We start from the raw sequence: 20839 nt of genomic DNA on the forward strand, positions 1-20839 counted from the left end.
CTATAATCTAAATAACAATATGGATATGTCTTGTTATTCAATTTTGCAGATTGAATATAAACATTCTCTTTACTATTTCCTGTTGCTTTTATTGTAAACATATTTCCATTGTCCAAACGAATAGATATTTCACTAAATGTAGGACTTGTTATTTCATACCTTGTATCTCCAGGACAAATAGGATATAGTCCGCAAGAAGCTAAAACATACCAAGCTGACATTTGTCCAACATCTTCATTCCCAACCAAACCTTCCACTTTATTCAGATAAGCATTTTTACAGATATGACGTACCCAATATTGAGTTTTCCAAGGTTGTCCAAGACGATTATATAAAAAAGGAATATGATGTACAACTTCATTAGCATGATTATAATATGGATTCCACAACAAATGGGTAGGAGTAGAAGCAAACATTGAGTCTAACTCTAAAATTAAATTATCTTCCCCCCCCTTTAATTTTATCAATCCTGTTATATTATGTGGAACAAACCATTCTTGTTGTAATAAATTACTCTCAATACAACCATACCATCCTTGTAACTTACCTTTGCTGGGCCAAGCAATAAAAACACCTTCTGTATCACGTGGACGGAAAGTTTTTTTATCCGGATCATAAATATTTTCATACGATAAAGATAGATTAAAATATTTCTGAGCATCTTCATCCTTACCCAAAGCTTTAGCTAAACAATACATACACCATTCAGTATAAGCATATTCTAATGTTTTAGAAACACCTGCCGGATTCGGGGTATAACCATATTTGACATTTCCAAACAGTTGAGAAGTTGTATCTGCGTATTGATAGGCTTTCTCTATATCTAATTGTGGTATAATACCTTTTACGTAAGCGTCTGTTAAAACTGATATAGCAGGATTACCTAACATACATCCACTATAAGCATTAAAAAACTCCCAACGTTCAAAATAGTGCTTTCCGCTTTGTTCTGCTAATGTCAAAAGAGAAGATAAAACATCATTTATTAAATCAGGATTAATAATTGTTTGTAATGGCATCTGGCTTCTAAAAACATCCCATCCACTAAAAATCGTTCGTTTTGTAAAATCTTCAGAATAATAAACCTTTTGCCCCGGTCCCGGATAGTTCCCATCAACATCTGATAATATTCTCGGGTCAATCATTGTATGATAAAGAGCTGTGTAAAAAGTTACTTTTTCATCATATGTACCTCCGGATATTTGTATCTTAGAAAGATTTTGATTCCACAAATCAACTGTTTTTGACTGTAATGCATCGAAGTCCCAATTATTTATTTCTGATTCGAGATTTTTACGTGCTCCGTCTTCGCTTACGAACGAAATACCGGTTTTCATTAATACTTGTTCGTTTTCAAACGTTGAAAACTCTGTAAAAAAGCCGATGTGCTTTCCTGCATAAAAATCAGGAGACATAACCACATTCGCTTCAGATGCTAAATCCTGCAAATCCTGGCTACCTGCCCATTTTAATTTTCGGACTTGTTCGTTCGGAACTAGAGCATCCCATACACCAAAAGTTTTTAGCGGTTTCGAAAACTGAGCATAAAAATAGACAATATAGTCAGCTTTCCCGGCACCATTTCCCCAACCGCCTCCATCAGGTGTACAACACATTTTTCCCGTTATTGTAAAATCATCCACTTTACGAAACTCTTGGAAGGTTGAAGTACCACCAACACGACGAGCCAAGTCTATTTGTATACGAGACCGGGCATTTTCTGGGAAAGTGAAACGTAGCATACCACTATGAGGCGCAGCTGTTGCTTCTACCAATATTTGGCTATCAGAAAGAACTACTTTATAATAACCGGCCCGAGCAACTTCTGTTGTTTTATCATAATATGAACGATATCCTTTTATCCCTCCTTCTTTTCCTGAATTCGTATATAGTTTTCCAATTGTAGGCATAACTAAAAAATTACCCAAATCTCCGAACCATCCAACTCCACTCATTTGTGTAAAAGCAAACCCTTCTATTGTTTCATGTTCATAACTGTATCCTGAACCATTGTCTCCTCCTGTAATGGTATTAGGGCTTACTTGTACCATGCCGAAAGGTGTCGTTGCTCCCGGAAAGGTTTTGCCCAATCCATGATATGCTCCGGCTTTATGAGTACTCGTACTTGCTCCTATAAAAGGATTAACATAAAAACTATAATCATTTTGACTTGTACCTCGACTTACCACACAAAAAAAACATATCAGCAAAAAAATATTTTTTCCAATCCCTGTATTCATTCTCTACTTTTTATGTTTAATATTATACTCTTAACTTGTTTATATTAAATACACCAACAAAATTTAAACAGGACTAAACAAAATATCAGAAAACCTGATAAGATTCTCCTTTTATATCCAAAGAATAAAAAACCCCTTCAGATTTATAAGGTTGCCCTCCTCCTATATAAATATCCATAGAACCTTCACTTTGTACTGTTGTTCCATCACTGTTGGTTAAAGCAAGTTCCTCTGGAGTGAGGATAAATGATACAATTCGGCTTTCCCCTTTTTTCAGATGTATCCTATCAAAACCTTTAAGAGAACAGATAGGTATTGGACGAGTATTATCATTGGAATGTCTCACATATAATTGAACAACTTCATCGCCATCTCTATCTCCCGTATTTGTCACTTTTGCTTGAATTTTGTATTCTTTTCCTGTTTCAATAATTGAATCATGTGGCAAAACTTCATATGAAAACCGGGTATAACTTAAACCATAACCAAATGGATACCGTACATCCCCTTTAAAGTAACGATAAGTCCGATTTTGCATCGAATAATCTTCAAAAGGAGGCAAATCATTATCATTCATATAAGTCGTTATTGGCATACGTCCCGCCGGATTATAATCTCCAAAAAGAATGTCAGTAATAGCATCTCCAGCAGCTTGCCCACCATACCAAGCTTGTATAATAGCATCTACATTCTGACTTTCCCACTCAAAGCTCATTACAGAACCTGACATATTAACGAGTATTATAGGACGTCCTGTTTTTTTTAGTTCCTTGATTAATTCAGTTTGTACAGTCGGCAGTTTCATCGTTGTGCGATCTCCACTTGTAAATCCGGCATATCCCCCTGCACCTGCATCACTTGCTTCTCCTTCATAATTAGCATTTATACCCGATACAAAAACAATAACATCTGAACGTTTAGCTCTAGTTAGAATTTCGGAAAAGGATGGACCATTTTTCAGTTTATCCACAACATCAGTTCCTTTTATATAATCTATCTGAATTTTATTTCCAAAACGCTTTTGCAAACTTTTATATGGAGTTATAATCTCGCTCGGTGTGCCATAGTAATTAGCCAACAAAGTCAAGGGAGCGTCTGCATTTGGACCTATCAATGCTATTTTTTTTATTTTCTTTTGATTAAGAGGCAATATATTCTTTTTGTTTTTTAATAAAACCATTGATTCTCTGGCCATTTCGTAAGCCTGAGCTTTATGTGCATCACACTCTATTATATCCCGTGAAATAGAAGAATAAGGATTTTTTTCTTCCGGATCAAACATACCTATTTTAAAAAGGATTGTAAAGAGTCTGGCTACAGAAACATTGATCATACGCTCTGAAATCAAACCTTGTTTTACTCCTTGCTCCAATAATTGATATAAATTTCCACATTCTAAATCTGTTCCTTTCAAGACAGCATCACTAACAGCTTCTATATTATTCACATGCGTTTTATGATGATTGGCAAAATCTTTAATCGCCGAGCAGTCCGAGGTAACATAACCATCAAACTTCCATTGATCTCGTAAAATATGTATTAACAATTCATTATGACCACAACACGGTTGTCCATCCAGGCGATTATAAGCACACATGACACCGTGCACCTTCGCTTTTGTAACCAACTCTCTAAAAGCTGGAAGATACGTATCCCACAGATCAAACTGAGATACGGTTGCATTAAAATAATGGCGATTATGCTCTGGTCCACTATGTACTGCATAATGTTTTGCACAAGCAACAGCCTTTAAATAAATTGAATCATTCCCTTCTAAGCCTCTAACCATTGCAACTCCCATTTTTGAAGTTAAATAAGGGTCTTCTCCATACGTTTCTTGTCCTCTTCCCCAACGAGGATCCCTGAATATATTAACATTCGGTGTCCAATAAGTCAACCCTCTATAGATTGTCCCGGTTTTTCCAGATTGTAAATCTTCATTGAACAAAGCCCTCCCTTCTGAAGAGATCATATCTGCACACCTTTCCATCCCCTTAACATCAAATGTGGCAGCCAGTCCAATAGCCTGTGGAAAAACTGTTACTTTCTCAGATGTTCGTGCAACACCATGTAAGGCTTCATTCCACCAATTGTAAGCAGGAATACCTAATCTTTCAATTGCAGGAGATTTATGCTTCATTAGTTGAACTTTCTCTTCCAAGGTTAATCTGGAAACCAGATCATTTATGCGAACATCCAAGGGTAAATTCGGATTTTGAAAAGGATAAGATGATTTTTGAGCTTTAAACGGACTCACAATAGCACATAAAATCAAAACGAATAAAATAATTCTTTTTATCATATTCTAATTTTTTAATCTGCATTTATCTTTAACCTATTTGAGAATTTTCAACTATCAATTGCCAAGAAACCCCAGTATCCATTGCTCCACCCGGAATACTTCGGTCCGAAAATTGTTTAACCTCTTTAAAACCCGCTTCCCATTGCTCTATAGCTTTTCGCAATGATTCAACCTTTTCCGGATATTGATTCCATAAGTTATTTTTTTCTTTTACATCAACAGACAAATCAACTAAGGAACCATGCCCCGTCTTTCTATTTAATGTTAACTTCCAACTCCCTTGCCGAGCACAAACAGCATTACCTGTACGCCAAAACAAAATACGTTCTGGCATCATGTCATTAGACTTCAAAACAGATAAAAAACTATGTCCGTCAAATACTCCTTCCAATGGGGTTGAAGTTGCCTCGCAAAGTGTAGGCAATATATCCATTGACATAATTGTTTCATTTGAAACAGAACCAGCTTTTATTTGTTGAGGCCAATGAGCAATAAAAGACACACGATGACCACCTTCTAACAGAGAACCTTTATATCCAGACCAAGGCGAGTTATCTGATAATTTAGCTCCACCATTATCAGAGAAAAATAAAACCAAAGTATTGTCAGATAAACCATTTTCTTCTAGGGTTTTAACTATTCTGCCAACACATTCGTCTAAAGATTCTACCATTTCTCTATAAGCAGTTTTAATATCTTTGCGACCGTCATATGTTTCATATTTCCCCTCTTTTATAAGCCTTATTGCTTCATCATTAGGACCTTGCCAGGGTCCATGACAGGCTTCGAATGGTAAATAAAGGAAAAAAGGTTTATCATGTTTTTGTTTTAGATAACGTTCCGCATAATCAGTTATCAAATGCGTTGTATACCCTTCTTCCGGATGTAATTGATCTTGATGCCACCAGTCTTCATACCCTTCTTGGTCAATATGACTAAAATAATCAATATTACCAGAAACATAACCCACAAATTGATCAAACCCCAAATGAATAGGATTAAACTTTTTCTGATACCCTAAATGCCATTTACCATAAATCACAGTTTCGTAATTATTGGCGCGAAGTAACTTTGCAATAGTTGTAGCAGAAGGATCTAATCCTGTTTTACGATGGTTGGCTGCCGTTATTACCCCCTCTATTCCATAATATTGTTGATAACGCCCTGTCATTAAAGCGGCTCGAGTAGGACTGGATACAGCACCATTCGTATGAAAATCTGTAAACTTCATTCCCTTCTCTGCCAACCGATCGATATGAGGTGTTTTATTGATTGTATTACCATAGCATCCAAAGTCAGCATATCCCATATCGTCAGCCATGATAAGAACAATATTGGGAGTATTACTTTTTGCACTTAGACTAAAAGAAGAAGCTAAACAGCTCAAAAAAGTACTACAGCCTAATAGTAAAGTCGTATTTTTTATCATCATCTTCATTTTCTATTTTATATAAATTATTGAGATTTAATAGTTTATTTTCCATGTCTGGGATTCTACACTTACTTGTATATCCCATTCTTGAGCAGGATTTGGATTGTATGTAGGATCTGAATCTTGTTTAAACATCGATTCAAGTGGTAATTGTAACTTTTCTATCACACTTGTCATTTCATCTTCTCCGATAATATTGTTCTTTTCATACGGATCTTTCAACAAATCAAATAGCTTTACGGGTTCCTTTTTAGGGGAGATGTACAACTTATACTGTTTGTCACGAATGACTCGGTCACGGAATACATACTGATTCTCAACTCCTTTTTTACTTACTTTTGCATTATTATGTCCTCCCATTCCCATTATCCAAGAACGAGGAATATAATCTGTTTCCCCTTTTAAGTAAGGATAAAATGATTTTCCATCATAGATATACTCTTCTAATAATTTGGCTTCTGCCATTTCTGCAAATGTTGGAAAAAAATCCGTAAAGTCAACTAAAACATCTGTTATTACATTTTGATCAATAAAAGATGGACAACTAATTACCAAAGGAGCATTGATTCCGGCTTCTGTTGTTTTTGATTTTCCTCCAGCTATATCCATTCCATTTCGTTTTCCTATTATATCACCTGATGTTCCATTGTCTGTAGTTACTACTATAACTGTATTTTCCCGTAGCCCCAAATGTTCGAGTTCATAAACCAATTTACCTATCGTATAATCAACATATCGAACCATTGCTTTATGACATTCCATTTTTCCCTTTACATTTGGTTCATGAGGAGTAGAAGTTAGAGGTGTATGGGCTAAACACATAGGATAATACATAAACATTGGTTTATCTCCCTTTCCATGCTTGCGCATAAAATCTATCAAAAAGTTTGAAAAAATATCCTCGCCGAACTCCCCTTGATATATTTTACTTCCCGATTTAGTATGAATATAAGGATCCCAATATCTATTCTTTGACTCCGGTACTCCAGTTTCATATCCTGTCCACATACAATATTCATCAAATCCAACCCGGTTCATTGCATCAGGTTCTACTCTAAAATCATCTAGTTGCCATTTACCTGCAACAGCCGTCACATAACCGGATTTTCGTATCATATCAGGGATAGAAGGATTACATGTTTCGTCAAAATGTGCACCAGCACCCCAGCGTGGGACATCCCAATGATTTACCCATCCATTTCGATAAGGATATTGACCGGTTAGTAAACACACACGAGAAGGAGTACTTTGTGGCATCGAATAGCAATTAGTAAAAGTAATACCTGTTTTACTCAAGGAATCGAATACCGGTGTTTCTATATTTTCTGCGCCATATGTGCTGATCCATTCCTTACCTAAATCATCAATTAAAATAAATAAAATGTTCGGTTTGACAGGAATCTTTTTTTGTGCCAGCATAATTTGAGGACAAAAAACAAGACTGCTAAATAAATAGATCGATTTCCTTAAAAAGTTCATGTTTTTCAGTTTTATTGTTTATAACAGATTCTTCCTTTCTATTTTATACGATCATGAAGATTTAAACATTCAGACAAAAAACGAACAGATTCTTTCATTGTCAAATTAAAATTTGTGTCATCATTTTTAGGACGAAAAAAAGAACCGTTAAAAAAGCCATGGTCTGCACCTTCTACTGAAATAAGCTCACATTTATTCCCGGCTTTCTTCATTTTAGAAACAAAAAAAGTAGCATTTTCATAGGGGACGGTTTTATCACTTGTTCCATGAAAGACAATTGTAGGAGGTAAACCGTTCTTTATGTGATGATTAGGAGAAAGTTCTATTTCTTTTCCTTTTAGCTTCGATGCTCCATACCCTTTTTTTGTTGTATCCAATACCGGATTAAAAAGAACCATTGCATTTGGCTTTGAAGAAATGGAAGCATCTTCTTCATTATAACCATCAATCATCGCTGTACAAGCTGCTACATGGCCTCCCGCTGAGCCTCCTCCTGCAATAATCTTATCAGGATCAACGCCTATTTTTAATGCATTTTCTCTTACATATCGTATCGCAGATTTTCCATCCATTACACATTCAAAAGGAGTTGTATGATGTTTACTTATAACTCGATATTCTGCAGAAATTGCAACAAATCCACAGGAAGCATAATATGCACATTGCTGATAAAACTGGGATGGAGATCCACCGTTCCATCCACCTCCAAAAAAAAGAATAATAGCAGGACGATTTACTCCTGCTTTTTGATTATCAGGATAGAATACATATAAGTTTAAACTTCCTTGTTCTATCTGTTTATAACTCAATGTGTCATTTGGACAAAATTCTTCCGCTTGTAATTCAAAACAACACAAAAAGAATAAAAAAATATACAATTTGGTATTCATATATAAATCGTTTTAATCTTTTATACAAATTAAAAATGCAATTTTCAAGTTTGTTAACAGGGAATATTTTTATGAATATTCCCTGTTAACAATTAGGCTCAAATTACCAACCAGGGTTCTGTAACAACTTTGAATTCAATGTTATCTCGTTAGTAGGAATGCAATCCAAATAATCTCGATTTTCATCAAATTTATATCCATTTGGAAGTACTTTGTTAAATGGGTCAAGTAACCCATCCTCAGTTGTGTATATATTTTTAGCATTAGGAAATTCCGACTTCAAAAAAGGATATCCCAATGGCCGTTTTCCTTGAAATAATTTATGTGCTGCCCAACGTTTATAATCATCAGTCCGATAACCTTCCTGCCCTAATTCAACTCTACGTTCTCTTCGAATTTCAAATAATTCATCAGAAATTTCATAACCATAATCTGAAAACTGTTTTGCATTCGAATCATGAATAACTTTAAAGTCTGGCATTCCAACTCTTCTTCTCAATAAATTAATGGATTTATCATAATCCACATTTCCATCATATTCATACTTAGCCTCAGCATAGTTTAACAGAGCTTCTGCATATCTGAATACGATTAAACCTGTTTCACAACCGGCACCATAGGTAGATCCGGCACCATCCGACAGTGGATTAGCTCCTTTTTTGATTTGAAAACCTGTAGAACATAAAGAAACACTTGATTTATCCACATTGGGTTTTACGAAATGATACTCGCCATATTTATTATTGCTACACATTAAATCACCGGGCATCCATATCGTTTGTGATAAACGAGGGTCTGCATATTCTTGAAGATAAGAAAGAAATGCATTTCCTTTATATGTGCTAATTACATTCTGCCAATCAAACGGTTCCCCATTTTTATCCAGGAAAGATTGAACAAATGACAAGGTGGCTGCTCTACCATCTGTTTCCTTTGTTGTATAAGCTTGTAGCTCATGCTTTAACCCTGCATCTTTATTGAAAGCTTTCCAGAGGACCACTTCGCTGTTTTTACTCATATCATCCTGGCCAAACATCTCTCCATAATCTTTAGCTGAGTTACCATATGTGCCTACAGTATATTTTCCCGGTGTCTGTAATTCTTCTACTGTCTCATAGGCTATTTTGAAATACTTCAAATAATCAGCACCTTCGGTAGCAAAATCAGTTCCCTTATGATATTTTTGCCAAGAACCTTCATATAAAGCTACTCGTGATTTAAAAATTAATGCGGCTTCTTTAGAAAGACGGTTAGATCCACCATTTACATCCTTTAAATAATTCAGATTTTCAATTGCCTGATCTAAATCATCCAGAATAAAGTCAACAACATCCGTTCTTTTATCCCGTGGATTATACAATTCAGGAGAAGACATATTTAAAGTTGTTTTATAAATAGGGACATCTCCATAACTTTTGACTTTTGAAAAATATTGCCATGCCCGAAAAAAATAAGCTTCTCCCAAATAATGTTTCCAAAGGGCAGGATCATCTTCACATTTGTTGCAATTTTCAAAAAATGTATTAATAGAGCTTATTGTAGACCAATTCCAAACAGTTGTAGACGCAACAGTAGAAATTGCTCGGGCACCGTTCATCGTATTATCAGCAGAAACTTTGTAAATCGCATTATCACTTCCGGATGAAGCATCTGTCCCAAAATTACTTGTATATCCGCCAGAAACAAGGTTTGGATAAAACTGGACCACATAACCGTCTAAATCACTACTTTTTTTCCAATATGCGTCATTAGAAATTTTATCAAGAGGCTCTTTATCCAATATGTCTTCACATGAGACAAACATAAGTAAAAGAGAACTCAATAGACCTATAATTAAATATTCATTTTTCATAATCTCATTTTTTAAAATTCAACATCAATGCCAAAAGAATAGCTAGCCTGAGGATTCATACTTTTACCTCCTTGATTATTATATCCTTGAGTTGCTGTTTCCGGATCCATATAATCCGGGAAGTTACCGGTTATTACCCCTAGATTCTCTCCTGAAAAATAGAATCTGACTTTACTCAGATTTATTTTGGAAATAAACTTTTCAGGTAAATTATAACCTATTTGAATATTCTTAAAACGTAAATAGGCACCATTTTGTAAATACCGTGTTGAAGTCTGTCTATTTTTATTATTCATAGAATCATTATTATATGGTCGAGCAAAGTAAGCATCAGTATTCAATCCTAAACCAACATATGTAGTAGCTTCTTGATCACGATAGTAATCAAGCTGACGTCCTTTATTAAGCGAAGACTGATTCCACTTCATAATACCCCAATAAGCACCATTATTTGTACCGAACCATACATCCCGTTTACCAACACCTTGCATCATCATACTAAAATCTAGATTTTTATACTTAGCACCCAGATTCAATGCAAATTGATAGCGAGGAGAAGAATTTCCTATAATTGATAGATCTCCATGATCATCAAGTGTGTTATTCCCATTATTAATGACTCCATCTTCATTTAGATCTTCATATTTTACATCACCTTTATTCCAAGTAGCATAAAATTGTTTTTGATAGCCTGAATTTGTTATCTCTGTAGCTTCTTCGTCTGATTGAATAAGTCCATTTGAAGTATACCCCCAAATATCACCTATACGAGAACCTTTGTAATAAGTAGTTAAAATATTAGTCGGGTTGTTATACTTCGTTACTTCCGAATAATAATCATATAACATGGCAGATACAGAATATGAAAAGTCTTTCGTGACCTGATCTTTCCAAGACACTGACAACTCCCATCCGTTAGTACGTAATTCTGCATTGTTCATTTGAGGAATTGTTTGACCTAATACAGCAGGTAAAGCTTCAGCCGGTCCTAAACGATTATAAGTATTACGTTGATACCAATCACCTGAAACAGCTAACCTTCCATTAAGGAAACTCATATCCAGACCTACATCAAATGTATTTGACTTCTCCCAAGTCAATTCTGTGTTCACCAAATTGGGCTGGGTAGCGTAAGAGGGCCTTTCTCCATTTATTAGCCATGACAGATTGGTTTTCAAGCCCATTAAAGCCAGGTCTTGATAAGCATCTACATTCTGATTACCCAGACTACCCCAAGATAGTCTTAACTTTAAATTATTAATAGAACTTAATATATTATCGAAAAATTTCTCATTTGAAATATTCCAACCAGCTGAAATAGATGGGAAAAATCCCCAACGATTACCATGCGCAAAAACGGATGTTCCATCATAACGACCATTAATCTCCAGCAAATATCGATTTGCATAATTATAATTAATACGTGCGAAATACCCCATTCTGCATAAATGAGACAAAGCATCGGTTAATGAATAAATATTACCTGTCGAAGTTGAAAAAGAAGGAACATCATTTGAAACTATTCCATCTTTACGACCGGTTATTCTTTCAGTACGTTGATTTTCTCTTTGTGCACCTGCCATTATGGCAAAATTATTTTTATTGATATCAAATTCATAAGAGCCATACACATTAAATGATGTATACATTTGTTGCTGTTGATATTTGTTTACATAAGAAGGCACCGTTGTTCCTTGAGCAACAAAACTACCATCTACCATATCAGAATAACATGTAAAGTTATCGGAAGTAAAAGCAAGCGTATTATATTTAACCGTATAATCAGCATTAACTTTAAATCCTTTCAACAGACGTATTTCCGTAGCAAAACGTTGCACAAATTCATTGGTAACAGTCTTATCATTTCCCCCATCTTCCAGCAAAGGTATCATAGACGTATAATTTCTATATCCAGACGGATTAAATTGAGGTACGGTTGGCATTTTGTTTGCTGCAAAGTGGAATAATAAAGGATAGTCTCCCTGACTATCTAAATTTGGTCTGATACGGTTAGAATTCATAAACCTGTTATTTACAGAAAAATCCCACCAGTCAGCAAGCTTTACATCTATTTTAGCGACAGTGTTGTATCTTCTAAAGTTATCTTCTCCAAACTGGAGTGTACTACCGTTATATACATGTCCGGCTGAAACATAATAGGAGGCTTTTTTTCCACCACCTTTAACAGATACGCTTTCCTGATTATTCACGGTCCCACCAAAATAAATATCATACCAGTCATTATTTGCGTTTGATTTGTTCGTTGTAGCCCATCCTGCTCCATCTGCAACGGTTTCTGGTAGCGTAGGATCATTCTGATAAGCAATGATTCGATCTATAACCTCATCTGTAAAAACAATCCCCCCACCGTTTGCTCCGGCTTCATTTAAGACTTTAGCCCAAGTATATGAATCAACTTTACTTGGCATACGTGTATTAATCGCATAAGACACATTCGCATTAAAATTAACCACCGGTTTAGACTCCTTTTTACCAGATTTAGTTGTAACAAGAACCACACCATATGAAGCCTTTGCTCCATAAACAGCAGCGGCTGCAGCATCTTTCAGAATAGAAATAGATTCTATATCATTCGGATTAAGTTTTGATAAATCTGTTTCTACTCCATCCACTAACACATAGGCATCACCTTGGCCACGAATCTGAAAGGTCATATCAGCCCCAGGCTCAAAACCACTGTTTCCGACAGAAAAATTAGCTCCACTAACACTTCCTTGTAGTGCTTGACTTAAATTAGGAAGCGATCTTCCCTCTAAAGATTTGGTATTCACAGTCTCTACAGCCCCAGTCAGATTCACTTTCTTTTGTGTCCCATAACCCACAACAACGACTTCCTCCAACGTTTCCGTATCTTCTTTCAAGGTGATCGTCAAATTTTCTTTGTTCGCTACGGGAACTTCTATCGTTGTATAACCGATATAAGAGATTACTAACGTTGCTCCTGATACTACGTCTAAAGCAAATTTACCATTTATATCCGTGATAATCCCGTTCATGGTTCCTTTTTCCACCACATTGGCCCCTATAACCGGTTCGCCAAACGGGTCGAGGACGGTTCCGCTCACTCGTTTTTTCTGAGTTTTAAACAAAGCTATATGCTTGTTTGATATACGGAAAGATATTTGTTTGTTTTTGAATAATCCAGCCAGAATATCAGACAAATTCTTGTTGGTCTCATTCACCGAAACCACGTCGTGTTGGTTGATTTCAGTCGTATTATATACAAATTTATACCCCGTCTTTTTTTCAATCTCTCTAAAAACATCGCTAAATGTTGTGTTTGACATATTCAGCGATAGTTTTACGTTTTGAGAGGCAATGATACTTCCACCGCATAAATTAAGGAGAAAGAAAAGACACAATACACGCATCAGATGTGAAGGTTGTTTTCTTAATGTTATTTTATCCATACTATTAATAAATATTAGTTTTATACTTGGTAGTTTTTCTACCGATTAACAAGCTGAATTTTGGAATACTGTCAACATTCCTAATTCTTTTTTTATTCTTTCAGGTACTGTTCATGGCACATTCTTTTGTAGTTCGACATAATTTTATAACACTGTTTATTTATAAAGATGACAGAACAACCCAAAAACTCCTATTCCCTCTCATTTTTTTTTTACAAATATTTGTTTTACTTTTACAGTCCAGTTCTATAAAAAGAGACAACGTTTAATGAATCAAGAAGAAACCATCTCATTATTCGACAAAGTAATAAAAGGGGATAAAAATGCATTCCGGATATTATTCGAAAGATACTCCCGTAGGATGTTCCACCTGGCTTACTATTACTTACAATCCAAAGAAACTTCTGAAGAAGTCGTCTTGGATGTATTCACCGTTATGTGGAATAAAAGAGAAACCCTATCACATGTAAAAGAACCGGAACGTTATCTCTATACTTCTGTTAAAAACCAAGCCTTGCATTATTTACGTAGAGGATATGCTCAAAAACAGGAGTCACTTTCTTTATATGAAATAGAGATATTACCGGAAAACGATACACCGGAAAATAAATTACTTGACAATGAATACCGTACATTAATTCAGGATGCCGTCAATTCTTTACCTCCCAAATGCAGAGAAGTATTCCGTCTGGTACTAGCAGACAAACTAAAAAACAGGGAAATAGCCGAATTGCTAAATATAAGTGAAAAAACGGTTAATGAACATATTGCTAAAGCATACAAACGTATTTCCGAATATGTGAACAAGCAATACCAAAGTTCGAAAAGATATTTTCTACTATTGTTTTAAATAAAAAATAATTATTCATTGTCTGATTTTCCTTACGATTTTAAGCATAAGAAATAGTCCTTCTTCGACAAAGAAACAAGACAATGACTTCTTATAAGTCACATAATGACCTATAAGAAGTCACCATGTGACCTATAAGAAGTGGCAGGTCGTATCTACTGTTCGATTATTACACGGAAACCGACATTAAACACCCTTTGCCAGGGGTAATACGCTTTACGGGTATAGGCGGTCGAATATTTCGGACGGTCGAGATAGGAACCTCCACGTACGACGTATCGTTCCCCTTCTTCCTGCGCATTTGCTTATACGGATAAGGAAGATAAGCGGAACGTGTCCATTCTGCGATATTACCGTGCATGGCATGCAATCCGAACGGATTGGCCTGATAGTCTTTGGAGTCCGTTTGAATCATTGCACCGTCATTTACTTCTGCTGCTTTCGGCAGGTAGTTATAATATTTAAACAAAGCATCTGCGTGCGACATAGGCTTAGGGTCGACGCCTTTGACTGCCATATCCGATAAGCGGGCATCGGCCAGATTCTCTTTTCCGGCAAAATCGGCATTCGCATCTCCAAACCAGAAATCCTTATCGCTGCCTGCCCGGCAAGCCCATTCCCACTGGGCTTCGGTAGGAAGCGTAATGTTCAAACCTGTTTTCCGGCTAAGAGTTTCGCAATAAGCCAAAGCATCCCGGTAGCTTACCCGTATAACAGGTTGGTGGGGGAGGTTGGCGGGATAACCGGCGTGTGTATGATCTTTCCAGAACTGATCGACACAACGGCTGTCGTGGTCGGGAACCAATGCTGCATACTGCTCGTTGGTAATTTCTACTTCTGCCATCCAGAAAGGCTTGTCAATACGTACTTTGCCGGCAGGAGCATGGTCGGCCGATCCTGTATTGCATCCCATCACGAAACTTCCTGACGGTATCTTTACAAAGTTGATTTTTATACCCGGAGCCACATCTACCGACAGGCGGGTTTCACCGAGCGCTTTCTGCTTGTCCTGTGCTTCGCCGGAAGAAAAAGGCCACCCTTTTACTTTGGGACTCTTCTGTTTCTTGCTTTTCAAGGATTCGGGAAGTTCCGGTTTTATTGTTCCCTTCGTTTTCAAATAAGCTGCATAATCGGTTAACTCCTGTTTCCAGCAAACACTTTTTCCGGCATATTTTTCACTCAACTCAATACGGCGTGTATATTGGTCGACTCCTTTCAACGGGTTGATCGGACCGAATATACCTTTGTCGGGGGCATTGTAATCAATCCAGTTTGTCAGCGCCGACCATTCTTCTTTTGTCAGTTTGACATTGTGATGACCGACTTCCAGCATACGAATCAATTCGCTGGTATTTGCATGATATTCATAAGGCTGGAGCACTGCCATATCAGCTTCAGGACCTTGCCGGCGTACGTAAGGATGTAAAGCCAGGTAGGATGTTCCGAAACCACGCGCATCTTTTTTGCCGCCCCGGAAGTCCGGCTTACCTTCGCTTCCGTCATGGCAGGCAATACAAGCGCGATCCAATACCGGCTGTACTTCAAGATCAAAGGTAAACGGTCGGATTCCTCCCTCTGGAGCCGTTAATGCGACAGGTAGTTTGGTCGAAGCAGTCACTCGTTTGGGGATGGCAATGCTGTTTTGGTCTTCATGGCAACCAACGCAGGATATAATTTCGCCCGGCATGCCTGTCAGCCAACTCCTCATCCACTGGATAGCGCGTCCGTCACGGTCTAGCGGCTGAATGGATATAGGCGTATTGGCCGGTATTTTAAATATGGCAGAGCCATCTTCTTCTACCGGAACCGTGCCCAGGTTCCTCTTAATATCCCAACCGCTTTGTATTCCCATCGCTTCATGGTTAGAGGGGGATTTGATATATGCATATTCATACGCATGGATACGCAACGACTTGACCGTTCCTTTCGGTACGCCACGCAACCCTTCGCCCTCGTAAATATCCTGGATAAATACGGTAGCTTCCTTTTCGGATAATTTTACACGGTCAGGAATAACCGGTGGCGTCTGACTTTTTCTGACCAGAACAGGACTGATATATCCTTCGCCTTCCGCTTCATGCAGACAAGTCACATTATCGAACACATCCACCAGGTAAATACCCCATAGTGCATCCGGCGACAGTTTGGCGGTAACCAGGAAGTATTTGTCGTTCACCGGCATCGGCTTGATAAATTGGGGCCATACGCCATCTACGAGCCTGTCTTTCACTATAGGGTCGATGGGGCGGTTTCTGTAAGGTATTTCCTGTAGCATGCCTTCCACTCCTTTGCGGGCCTTTGTCGGATCAAACAAAATCAGACGGCCTGAACGGGCCACCCCGTGATGGCCGGAGATAATACCGGCAAAAGCCGAAGAATGGCCGGGCAACGGCTGGATATCGAACGTGCTGTTAGGGAACATGGCTCCGCTACCGAACAGTGCTTTTTGTTCGGTCCCGTCGGGGTTCATGTGCATGACAAAACGTGAATAATAATGCATCAGGTCTGTGTATTCCCAGCGTGTATACATCACACGACCGTTATGCATGACTACCGGATTCCAGTTGGCATCCTGATCGAAGGTAACGCGGCGAAGCTTTTTATCGCCGGGCGAATAAAGCATCATATTACCGACAGGGGCATTCCCGTTAATACAGGGTACGCCGTGATACCCGACATTTGCACCGGTCAGGATACGCCCGTCGGGAAGATAGGTCGCATCATAAAATTCAAGATCGGGCTCCGGTGTTTCAATCAACGGGCGAAAGCCTGTTCCGGCGGTTGTTATTTCAAATACGTTTAAACGGTCGTCGGAAGTGACAGAGGTGAACATGATGTGCTCACCGTCCCAATGCAATTTCAGATCGGCAATAACGGCACTGTCTGCCGGTTTAAATACCGTACGCATAGACAATCGATCGTTTAATTCCGACAACTCGACAATCTCGGCATCAAATCCTCTGTATCTGTTTGTTTGCTGGTTTGTCCAGTTGTTACGCTGGGTTCCCAGTTCCGGAGTCATGGCTTTCCGCGCATTTCCCGGCAATTTGTAGCGGCTGGCTATTATCTTGCCATTTTTCAGCAGCGGGTTCGATAAAAGGATAGACCGTTGCAGTTCCAATGCTTGTTTTCCCCGGGCGATTGCAGCCGGATCGTTTTGCAGGATTCCTTCAAAGCCCGGTTTAAGTAACTCCTCCAGCTTTATCAATAGTTGCTCGGCAGTGCCCTTGTCAAATGTTTTGTCGTGGGACATATCATCGATTGCAAGCCGCACAGCTTCCGGTTTTACCCATTGGAGCCGGTTGTAAAGATCTCTTTCTTTACCACTCTTTTCGGGGGAAGCCGCTTGAGCTATAGAGGAAAAACATATCCCCGAAAGCAACAATAGACAAATTGTTTTTCTCATTATATATCTCTGAGTTTGTTTTACAGCTAAGAAACTCAGTCTTATTGAAATGTTTATCATGATAGTTATAAATTTACTTGTATACTTTGTTCAACACGATTGATGCAGCACGTTCACCCACAACTTTTTTCCCTTTATAATGGATTTCCTTCTCATCACCCAAATCTCTTGTTCCAACCAAGTGAACATTGGGCATTTGTCTGCATAGTTTTTCCTGCAAGTTTCTCATTTTAGGCCAATAAGGTGAATTAAACCGGGGTAACTGAATCACAACAAACGGCAGGTCCGGATCATCAAAGTTTAAACGCCAGCTATCAACCAGCATTTTAAACAAGACTTCATAACCCATCACCGACCTATCGCTATAGGCATCCGATTCTCCCTGGTACCACAAAACACCACGGACCCCAAGCCTTCCTAATTTCCCCAAAGAGGCCTCATACGCAAATCCGGGCTCGGCTATGAAGCGGTATGATAATTGACCGGGGATAAAAGCTTTATTCTCCGGTAACACTTTCTTAAATGCATTCTGACACCTTTTCCTATGATTTACATATACATCTTCATTTGACAACCAGTCGGACTCATATAAAGAACGAGTAACCGGATGATGCTTCAAGATATCTTCCGGTATCCAGTTGTTTATTGCTGAACCTCCTACCGCACAACAAATCAATCCCAGGGGGACTTCTGCTTTTTCATGAAGCTGTATGCCGAAATGAGTAGCTACCGCCGAAAAGTCCTGGAATCTATCATTGGATGCGACCTCCCAGGTATAACGGAAATAGTCATTTACGTTACATCGCAACAGCTCCTTTTCCGTGTAGCCTTCGTTCGCAACAATACGAATTCCTGAATAAGCAAGCAGGCGGATATTTGCATATTCTCCTTTTTTTATATCATATGTTTCTTTATCGCAAGCAGAAGTTTTCATTGCCATATTGGATTGACCGGAGCAGATCCATACTTCTCCGATCAGAATATTATGCAATACCGTGTCTCCGACTTGAAGCTGTTTAGAATTAAAAGAGGCTTTACGGGCTTTGAAAGTCAGCGACCATTCCCCTTTATTATCGGCTGTACAAAAAACAGTTTCTCCATCAAAAACGGCCCGTATCTTCTCTCCGACAGAAGCGGTTCCCCAAATCGTAATCGGCTTTCCCTGTTGTAATACCATATTTGATTGAAAATAAGGCGACAGACTGATACTTCCAGCACTTATGCTCTCTATTAAGAATAACAGAAAAAGAAAAAAGCAAGCCCTTCTCATATAAAATGTTTTCATCTGAATATTCTATGGTCATTTCTTGTGAAACACATCATCCAACTGTTTCCAAGGGTATTCTCCATCGTTCTTTTGAGGTTTCCCCGGAGTACTTCGTCCTTCCTCTATATATTTGATCAAAAGGGAGCGAAGTTCTGCCACTTTTTCCGGATGTTGAGCTTCCACGTTCTTTTGTTCAGAAGGATCAGTTTTCATGTTGTATAACTGAACCGGCGATAAAGAGGCCAATGCTTTCGAATCGTTCGGTTTCGGGGCACTCCACCCACCAGAGCTTGGAGATAATAATAATTTCCAATCACCCTGACGGATAGTAAATTGACCGGCAATGGAATGGTGAACTGTTGCCTCACGGATCGGAGCGACCTCAGCCTCCGAAGCGATGGCAGGCAACAAATTATAGCTGTCTTCCCCCTCGGTGTCATCGAGGGTATATTCGTTAAGAGCCGCAAAAGTGGCATAAAAATCGGTCAGACAAATCGTCTGATCCACTTGATGCGGTTTCGCACCACCGGGCCAACGCATAATACATGGTACTCGGTGTCCTCCATCAAACAAATCCGCTTTATGACCACGGAAGATAGAACTCGGGTGATGCCCTTGAGCTATCAGTTCTTTGATTCCGGCTGCCGGACTACAACCGTTGTCGGTAGTGAACACGACGATCGTATTTTCATCTTCCCCTGACTCTTTTACGGCCTGCAATACACGACCAACCATAGCGTCAACCATCAGGACAAAATCGCCATAATCTCCCAAACCTGATTTCCCTTGAAACTCTTTCACCGGCAAAATCGGCGTGTGTGGAGCCGGTAGGGGCAAATAAAGGAAATAAGGCTGATCGGATGAGGCTTTTTCCTTTACGTAATTGCATGCACGGTTAATCAGGTTAGGCAGTACGTCTTCATGGATAAAATCCGCTCCGGTCGGCCCTTTACGCCACCAACTGTATTTCCCTTTGTTTTCCGTAACCCTGTCGGGGAGGGAGGTTGGCATATCATTCTCTATATAAACGTAAGGTGCCATGTCCAGCGAACCACAGAAACCGTAATAATAATCAAATCCTCGCGTAGTCGGACCGTTCGCCACAGGCTTGCTGAAATCGACATTGTCCACCCCGGCATCGATATTATTCCAATCCCATCCCAAGTGCCATTTGCCTATACCGGCAGTGGTATACCCCTGTTTTTTCAGCATGGAGGCCATCGTTTCTCGGTCAGGAGCAATCAAAGCCTTGGAATAACCATTCAACACGCTCTGCTTCAGTGTCGAACGCCAGTTGTAACGTCCTGTTAGGATACCGTAACGGGTAGGAGTGCTAACGGACGAACTTGAATGTGCATCCGTAAAAACCACTCCCTCGCGTGCCATCCCATCCAGATTCTCCGTCTTTATTTTGGAGTTGGCATCCAGATAAGAAACATCCCCGTATCCCATATCGTCAGCTAGGATAAAAATGATGTTAGGCAGCTTGTCTTTTGCCGACATGTTCAGCGTACCAGCTGCTAATAAAGGCAATAATATAAACTTTTTATTCATGATTAATACTGTTAGAGTTTTTTAATTCCTATTTAATATCTTCTCCAAATTATTTTAATGGGCTGCTTATATTTTTATCTGAATATTTTACTTCCTTTTTATAGTTTGGGATTTTCTTTCGGATATAAAGCATTTA

Annotated in this window: 10 protein-coding genes and 1 pseudogene; 1 reads left to right on the forward strand and 10 read right to left on the reverse strand. The window is 38.6% G+C overall.

All coding sequences use genetic code 11. The annotated features are described in order from the left end of the window. The 7 genes from DXA15_RS21005 to DXA15_RS21035 form a co-directional block, all read right to left on the reverse strand. On the reverse strand, nucleotides 1-2240 hold a 2240-nt coding region (locus DXA15_RS21005; protein ID WP_147349101.1), incomplete at its 3' end, for a GH92 family glycosyl hydrolase. Between the two features lie 85 nt (nucleotides 2241-2325). Beyond that, nucleotides 2326-4542 (reverse strand): glycoside hydrolase family 3 C-terminal domain-containing protein, encoded by a 2217-nt coding sequence (locus DXA15_RS21010; protein WP_128135327.1) that lies wholly within the window; start codon nucleotides 4540-4542, stop codon nucleotides 2326-2328. Between the two features lie 28 nt (nucleotides 4543-4570). Next, the gene (locus DXA15_RS21015) at nucleotides 4571-5974 is read right to left on the reverse strand and encodes a sulfatase-like hydrolase/transferase (RefSeq protein WP_233567500.1); all 1404 of its coding nucleotides are present in this window, start codon (nucleotides 5972-5974) and stop codon (nucleotides 4571-4573) included. A 33-nt stretch (nucleotides 5975-6007) separates the two neighbouring features. Further along, on the reverse strand, nucleotides 6008-7453 hold the full coding sequence (locus DXA15_RS21020; RefSeq protein ID WP_128135329.1) for a sulfatase-like hydrolase/transferase: 1446 nt from the start codon (nucleotides 7451-7453) through the stop codon (nucleotides 6008-6010). Between the two features lie 38 nt (nucleotides 7454-7491). Next, a complete protein-coding gene (locus DXA15_RS21025; RefSeq protein ID WP_128135330.1) occupies nucleotides 7492-8343 on the reverse strand; it encodes an alpha/beta hydrolase in 852 nt (283 codons plus the stop codon). A 103-nt stretch (nucleotides 8344-8446) separates the two neighbouring features. Then, nucleotides 8447-10195, reverse strand: coding sequence for a RagB/SusD family nutrient uptake outer membrane protein (locus tag DXA15_RS21030; protein WP_128135331.1), 1749 nt, complete (start codon nucleotides 10193-10195; stop codon nucleotides 8447-8449). A gap of 11 nt (nucleotides 10196-10206) precedes the next feature. Next, nucleotides 10207-13626 carry a TonB-dependent receptor gene (locus DXA15_RS21035; RefSeq protein ID WP_128135332.1) on the reverse strand — a complete coding sequence of 1140 codons (3420 nt, stop codon included), beginning with the start codon at nucleotides 13624-13626 and terminating at the stop codon, nucleotides 10207-10209. Between the two features lie 268 nt (nucleotides 13627-13894). On the opposite strand from DXA15_RS21035, the gene DXA15_RS21040 reads away from it, so the two are divergent. Continuing rightward, nucleotides 13895-14476, forward strand: a complete 582-nt coding sequence (locus DXA15_RS21040; protein WP_128135333.1) for an RNA polymerase sigma-70 factor — start codon at nucleotides 13895-13897, stop codon at nucleotides 14474-14476. A 155-nt stretch (nucleotides 14477-14631) separates the two neighbouring features. Here DXA15_RS21040 and DXA15_RS21045 read toward each other — a convergent pair. The 3 genes and pseudogenes from DXA15_RS21045 to DXA15_RS21055 all read right to left on the reverse strand — a co-directional run. Continuing rightward, nucleotides 14632-17798, reverse strand: a pseudogene (locus DXA15_RS21045) (SUMF1/EgtB/PvdO family nonheme iron enzyme); the annotation flags it as partial. A 157-nt stretch (nucleotides 17799-17955) separates the two neighbouring features. Next, nucleotides 17956-19059: a sialate O-acetylesterase gene (locus DXA15_RS21050; RefSeq protein WP_158579692.1), complete on the reverse strand. Its 1104-nt coding sequence runs from the start codon at nucleotides 19057-19059 to the stop codon at nucleotides 17956-17958. Between the two features lie 123 nt (nucleotides 19060-19182). Further along, nucleotides 19183-20703, reverse strand: a complete 1521-nt coding sequence (locus DXA15_RS21055) for an arylsulfatase (protein ID WP_128135335.1) — start codon at nucleotides 20701-20703, stop codon at nucleotides 19183-19185. Nucleotides 20704-20839: the final 136 nt, after the last annotated feature.

Origin of the sequence: Parabacteroides sp. AM58-2XD, from assembly GCF_003463685.1 — a bacterium.
GTDB classification, from domain to species: domain Bacteria; phylum Bacteroidota; class Bacteroidia; order Bacteroidales; family Tannerellaceae; genus Parabacteroides; species Parabacteroides segnis.

Bases quoted from the DNA above. Each gene is read 5' to 3' on its own strand.
- DXA15_RS21050 (WP_158579692.1), bottom strand. From the start codon at position 19,059: ATGGTATTACAACAGGGAAAGCCGATTACGATTTGGGGAACCGCTTCT.
- DXA15_RS21025 (WP_128135330.1), bottom strand. From the start codon at position 8,343: ATGAATACCAAATTGTATATTTTTTTATTCTTTTTGTGTTGTTTTGAA.
- DXA15_RS21035 (WP_128135332.1), bottom strand. From the start codon at position 13,626: ATGGATAAAATAACATTAAGAAAACAACCTTCACATCTGATGCGTGTA.
- DXA15_RS21020 (WP_128135329.1), bottom strand. From the start codon at position 7,453: ATGAACTTTTTAAGGAAATCGATCTATTTATTTAGCAGTCTTGTTTTT.
- DXA15_RS21055 (WP_128135335.1), bottom strand. From the start codon at position 20,703: ATGAATAAAAAGTTTATATTATTGCCTTTATTAGCAGCTGGTACGCTG.
- DXA15_RS21015 (WP_233567500.1), bottom strand. From the start codon at position 5,974: ATGATGATAAAAAATACGACTTTACTATTAGGCTGTAGTACTTTTTTG.
- DXA15_RS21030 (WP_128135331.1), bottom strand. From the start codon at position 10,195: ATGAAAAATGAATATTTAATTATAGGTCTATTGAGTTCTCTTTTACTT.
- DXA15_RS21010 (WP_128135327.1), bottom strand. From the start codon at position 4,542: ATGATAAAAAGAATTATTTTATTCGTTTTGATTTTATGTGCTATTGTG.
- DXA15_RS21040 (WP_128135333.1), top strand. From the start codon at position 13,895: ATGAATCAAGAAGAAACCATCTCATTATTCGACAAAGTAATAAAAGGG.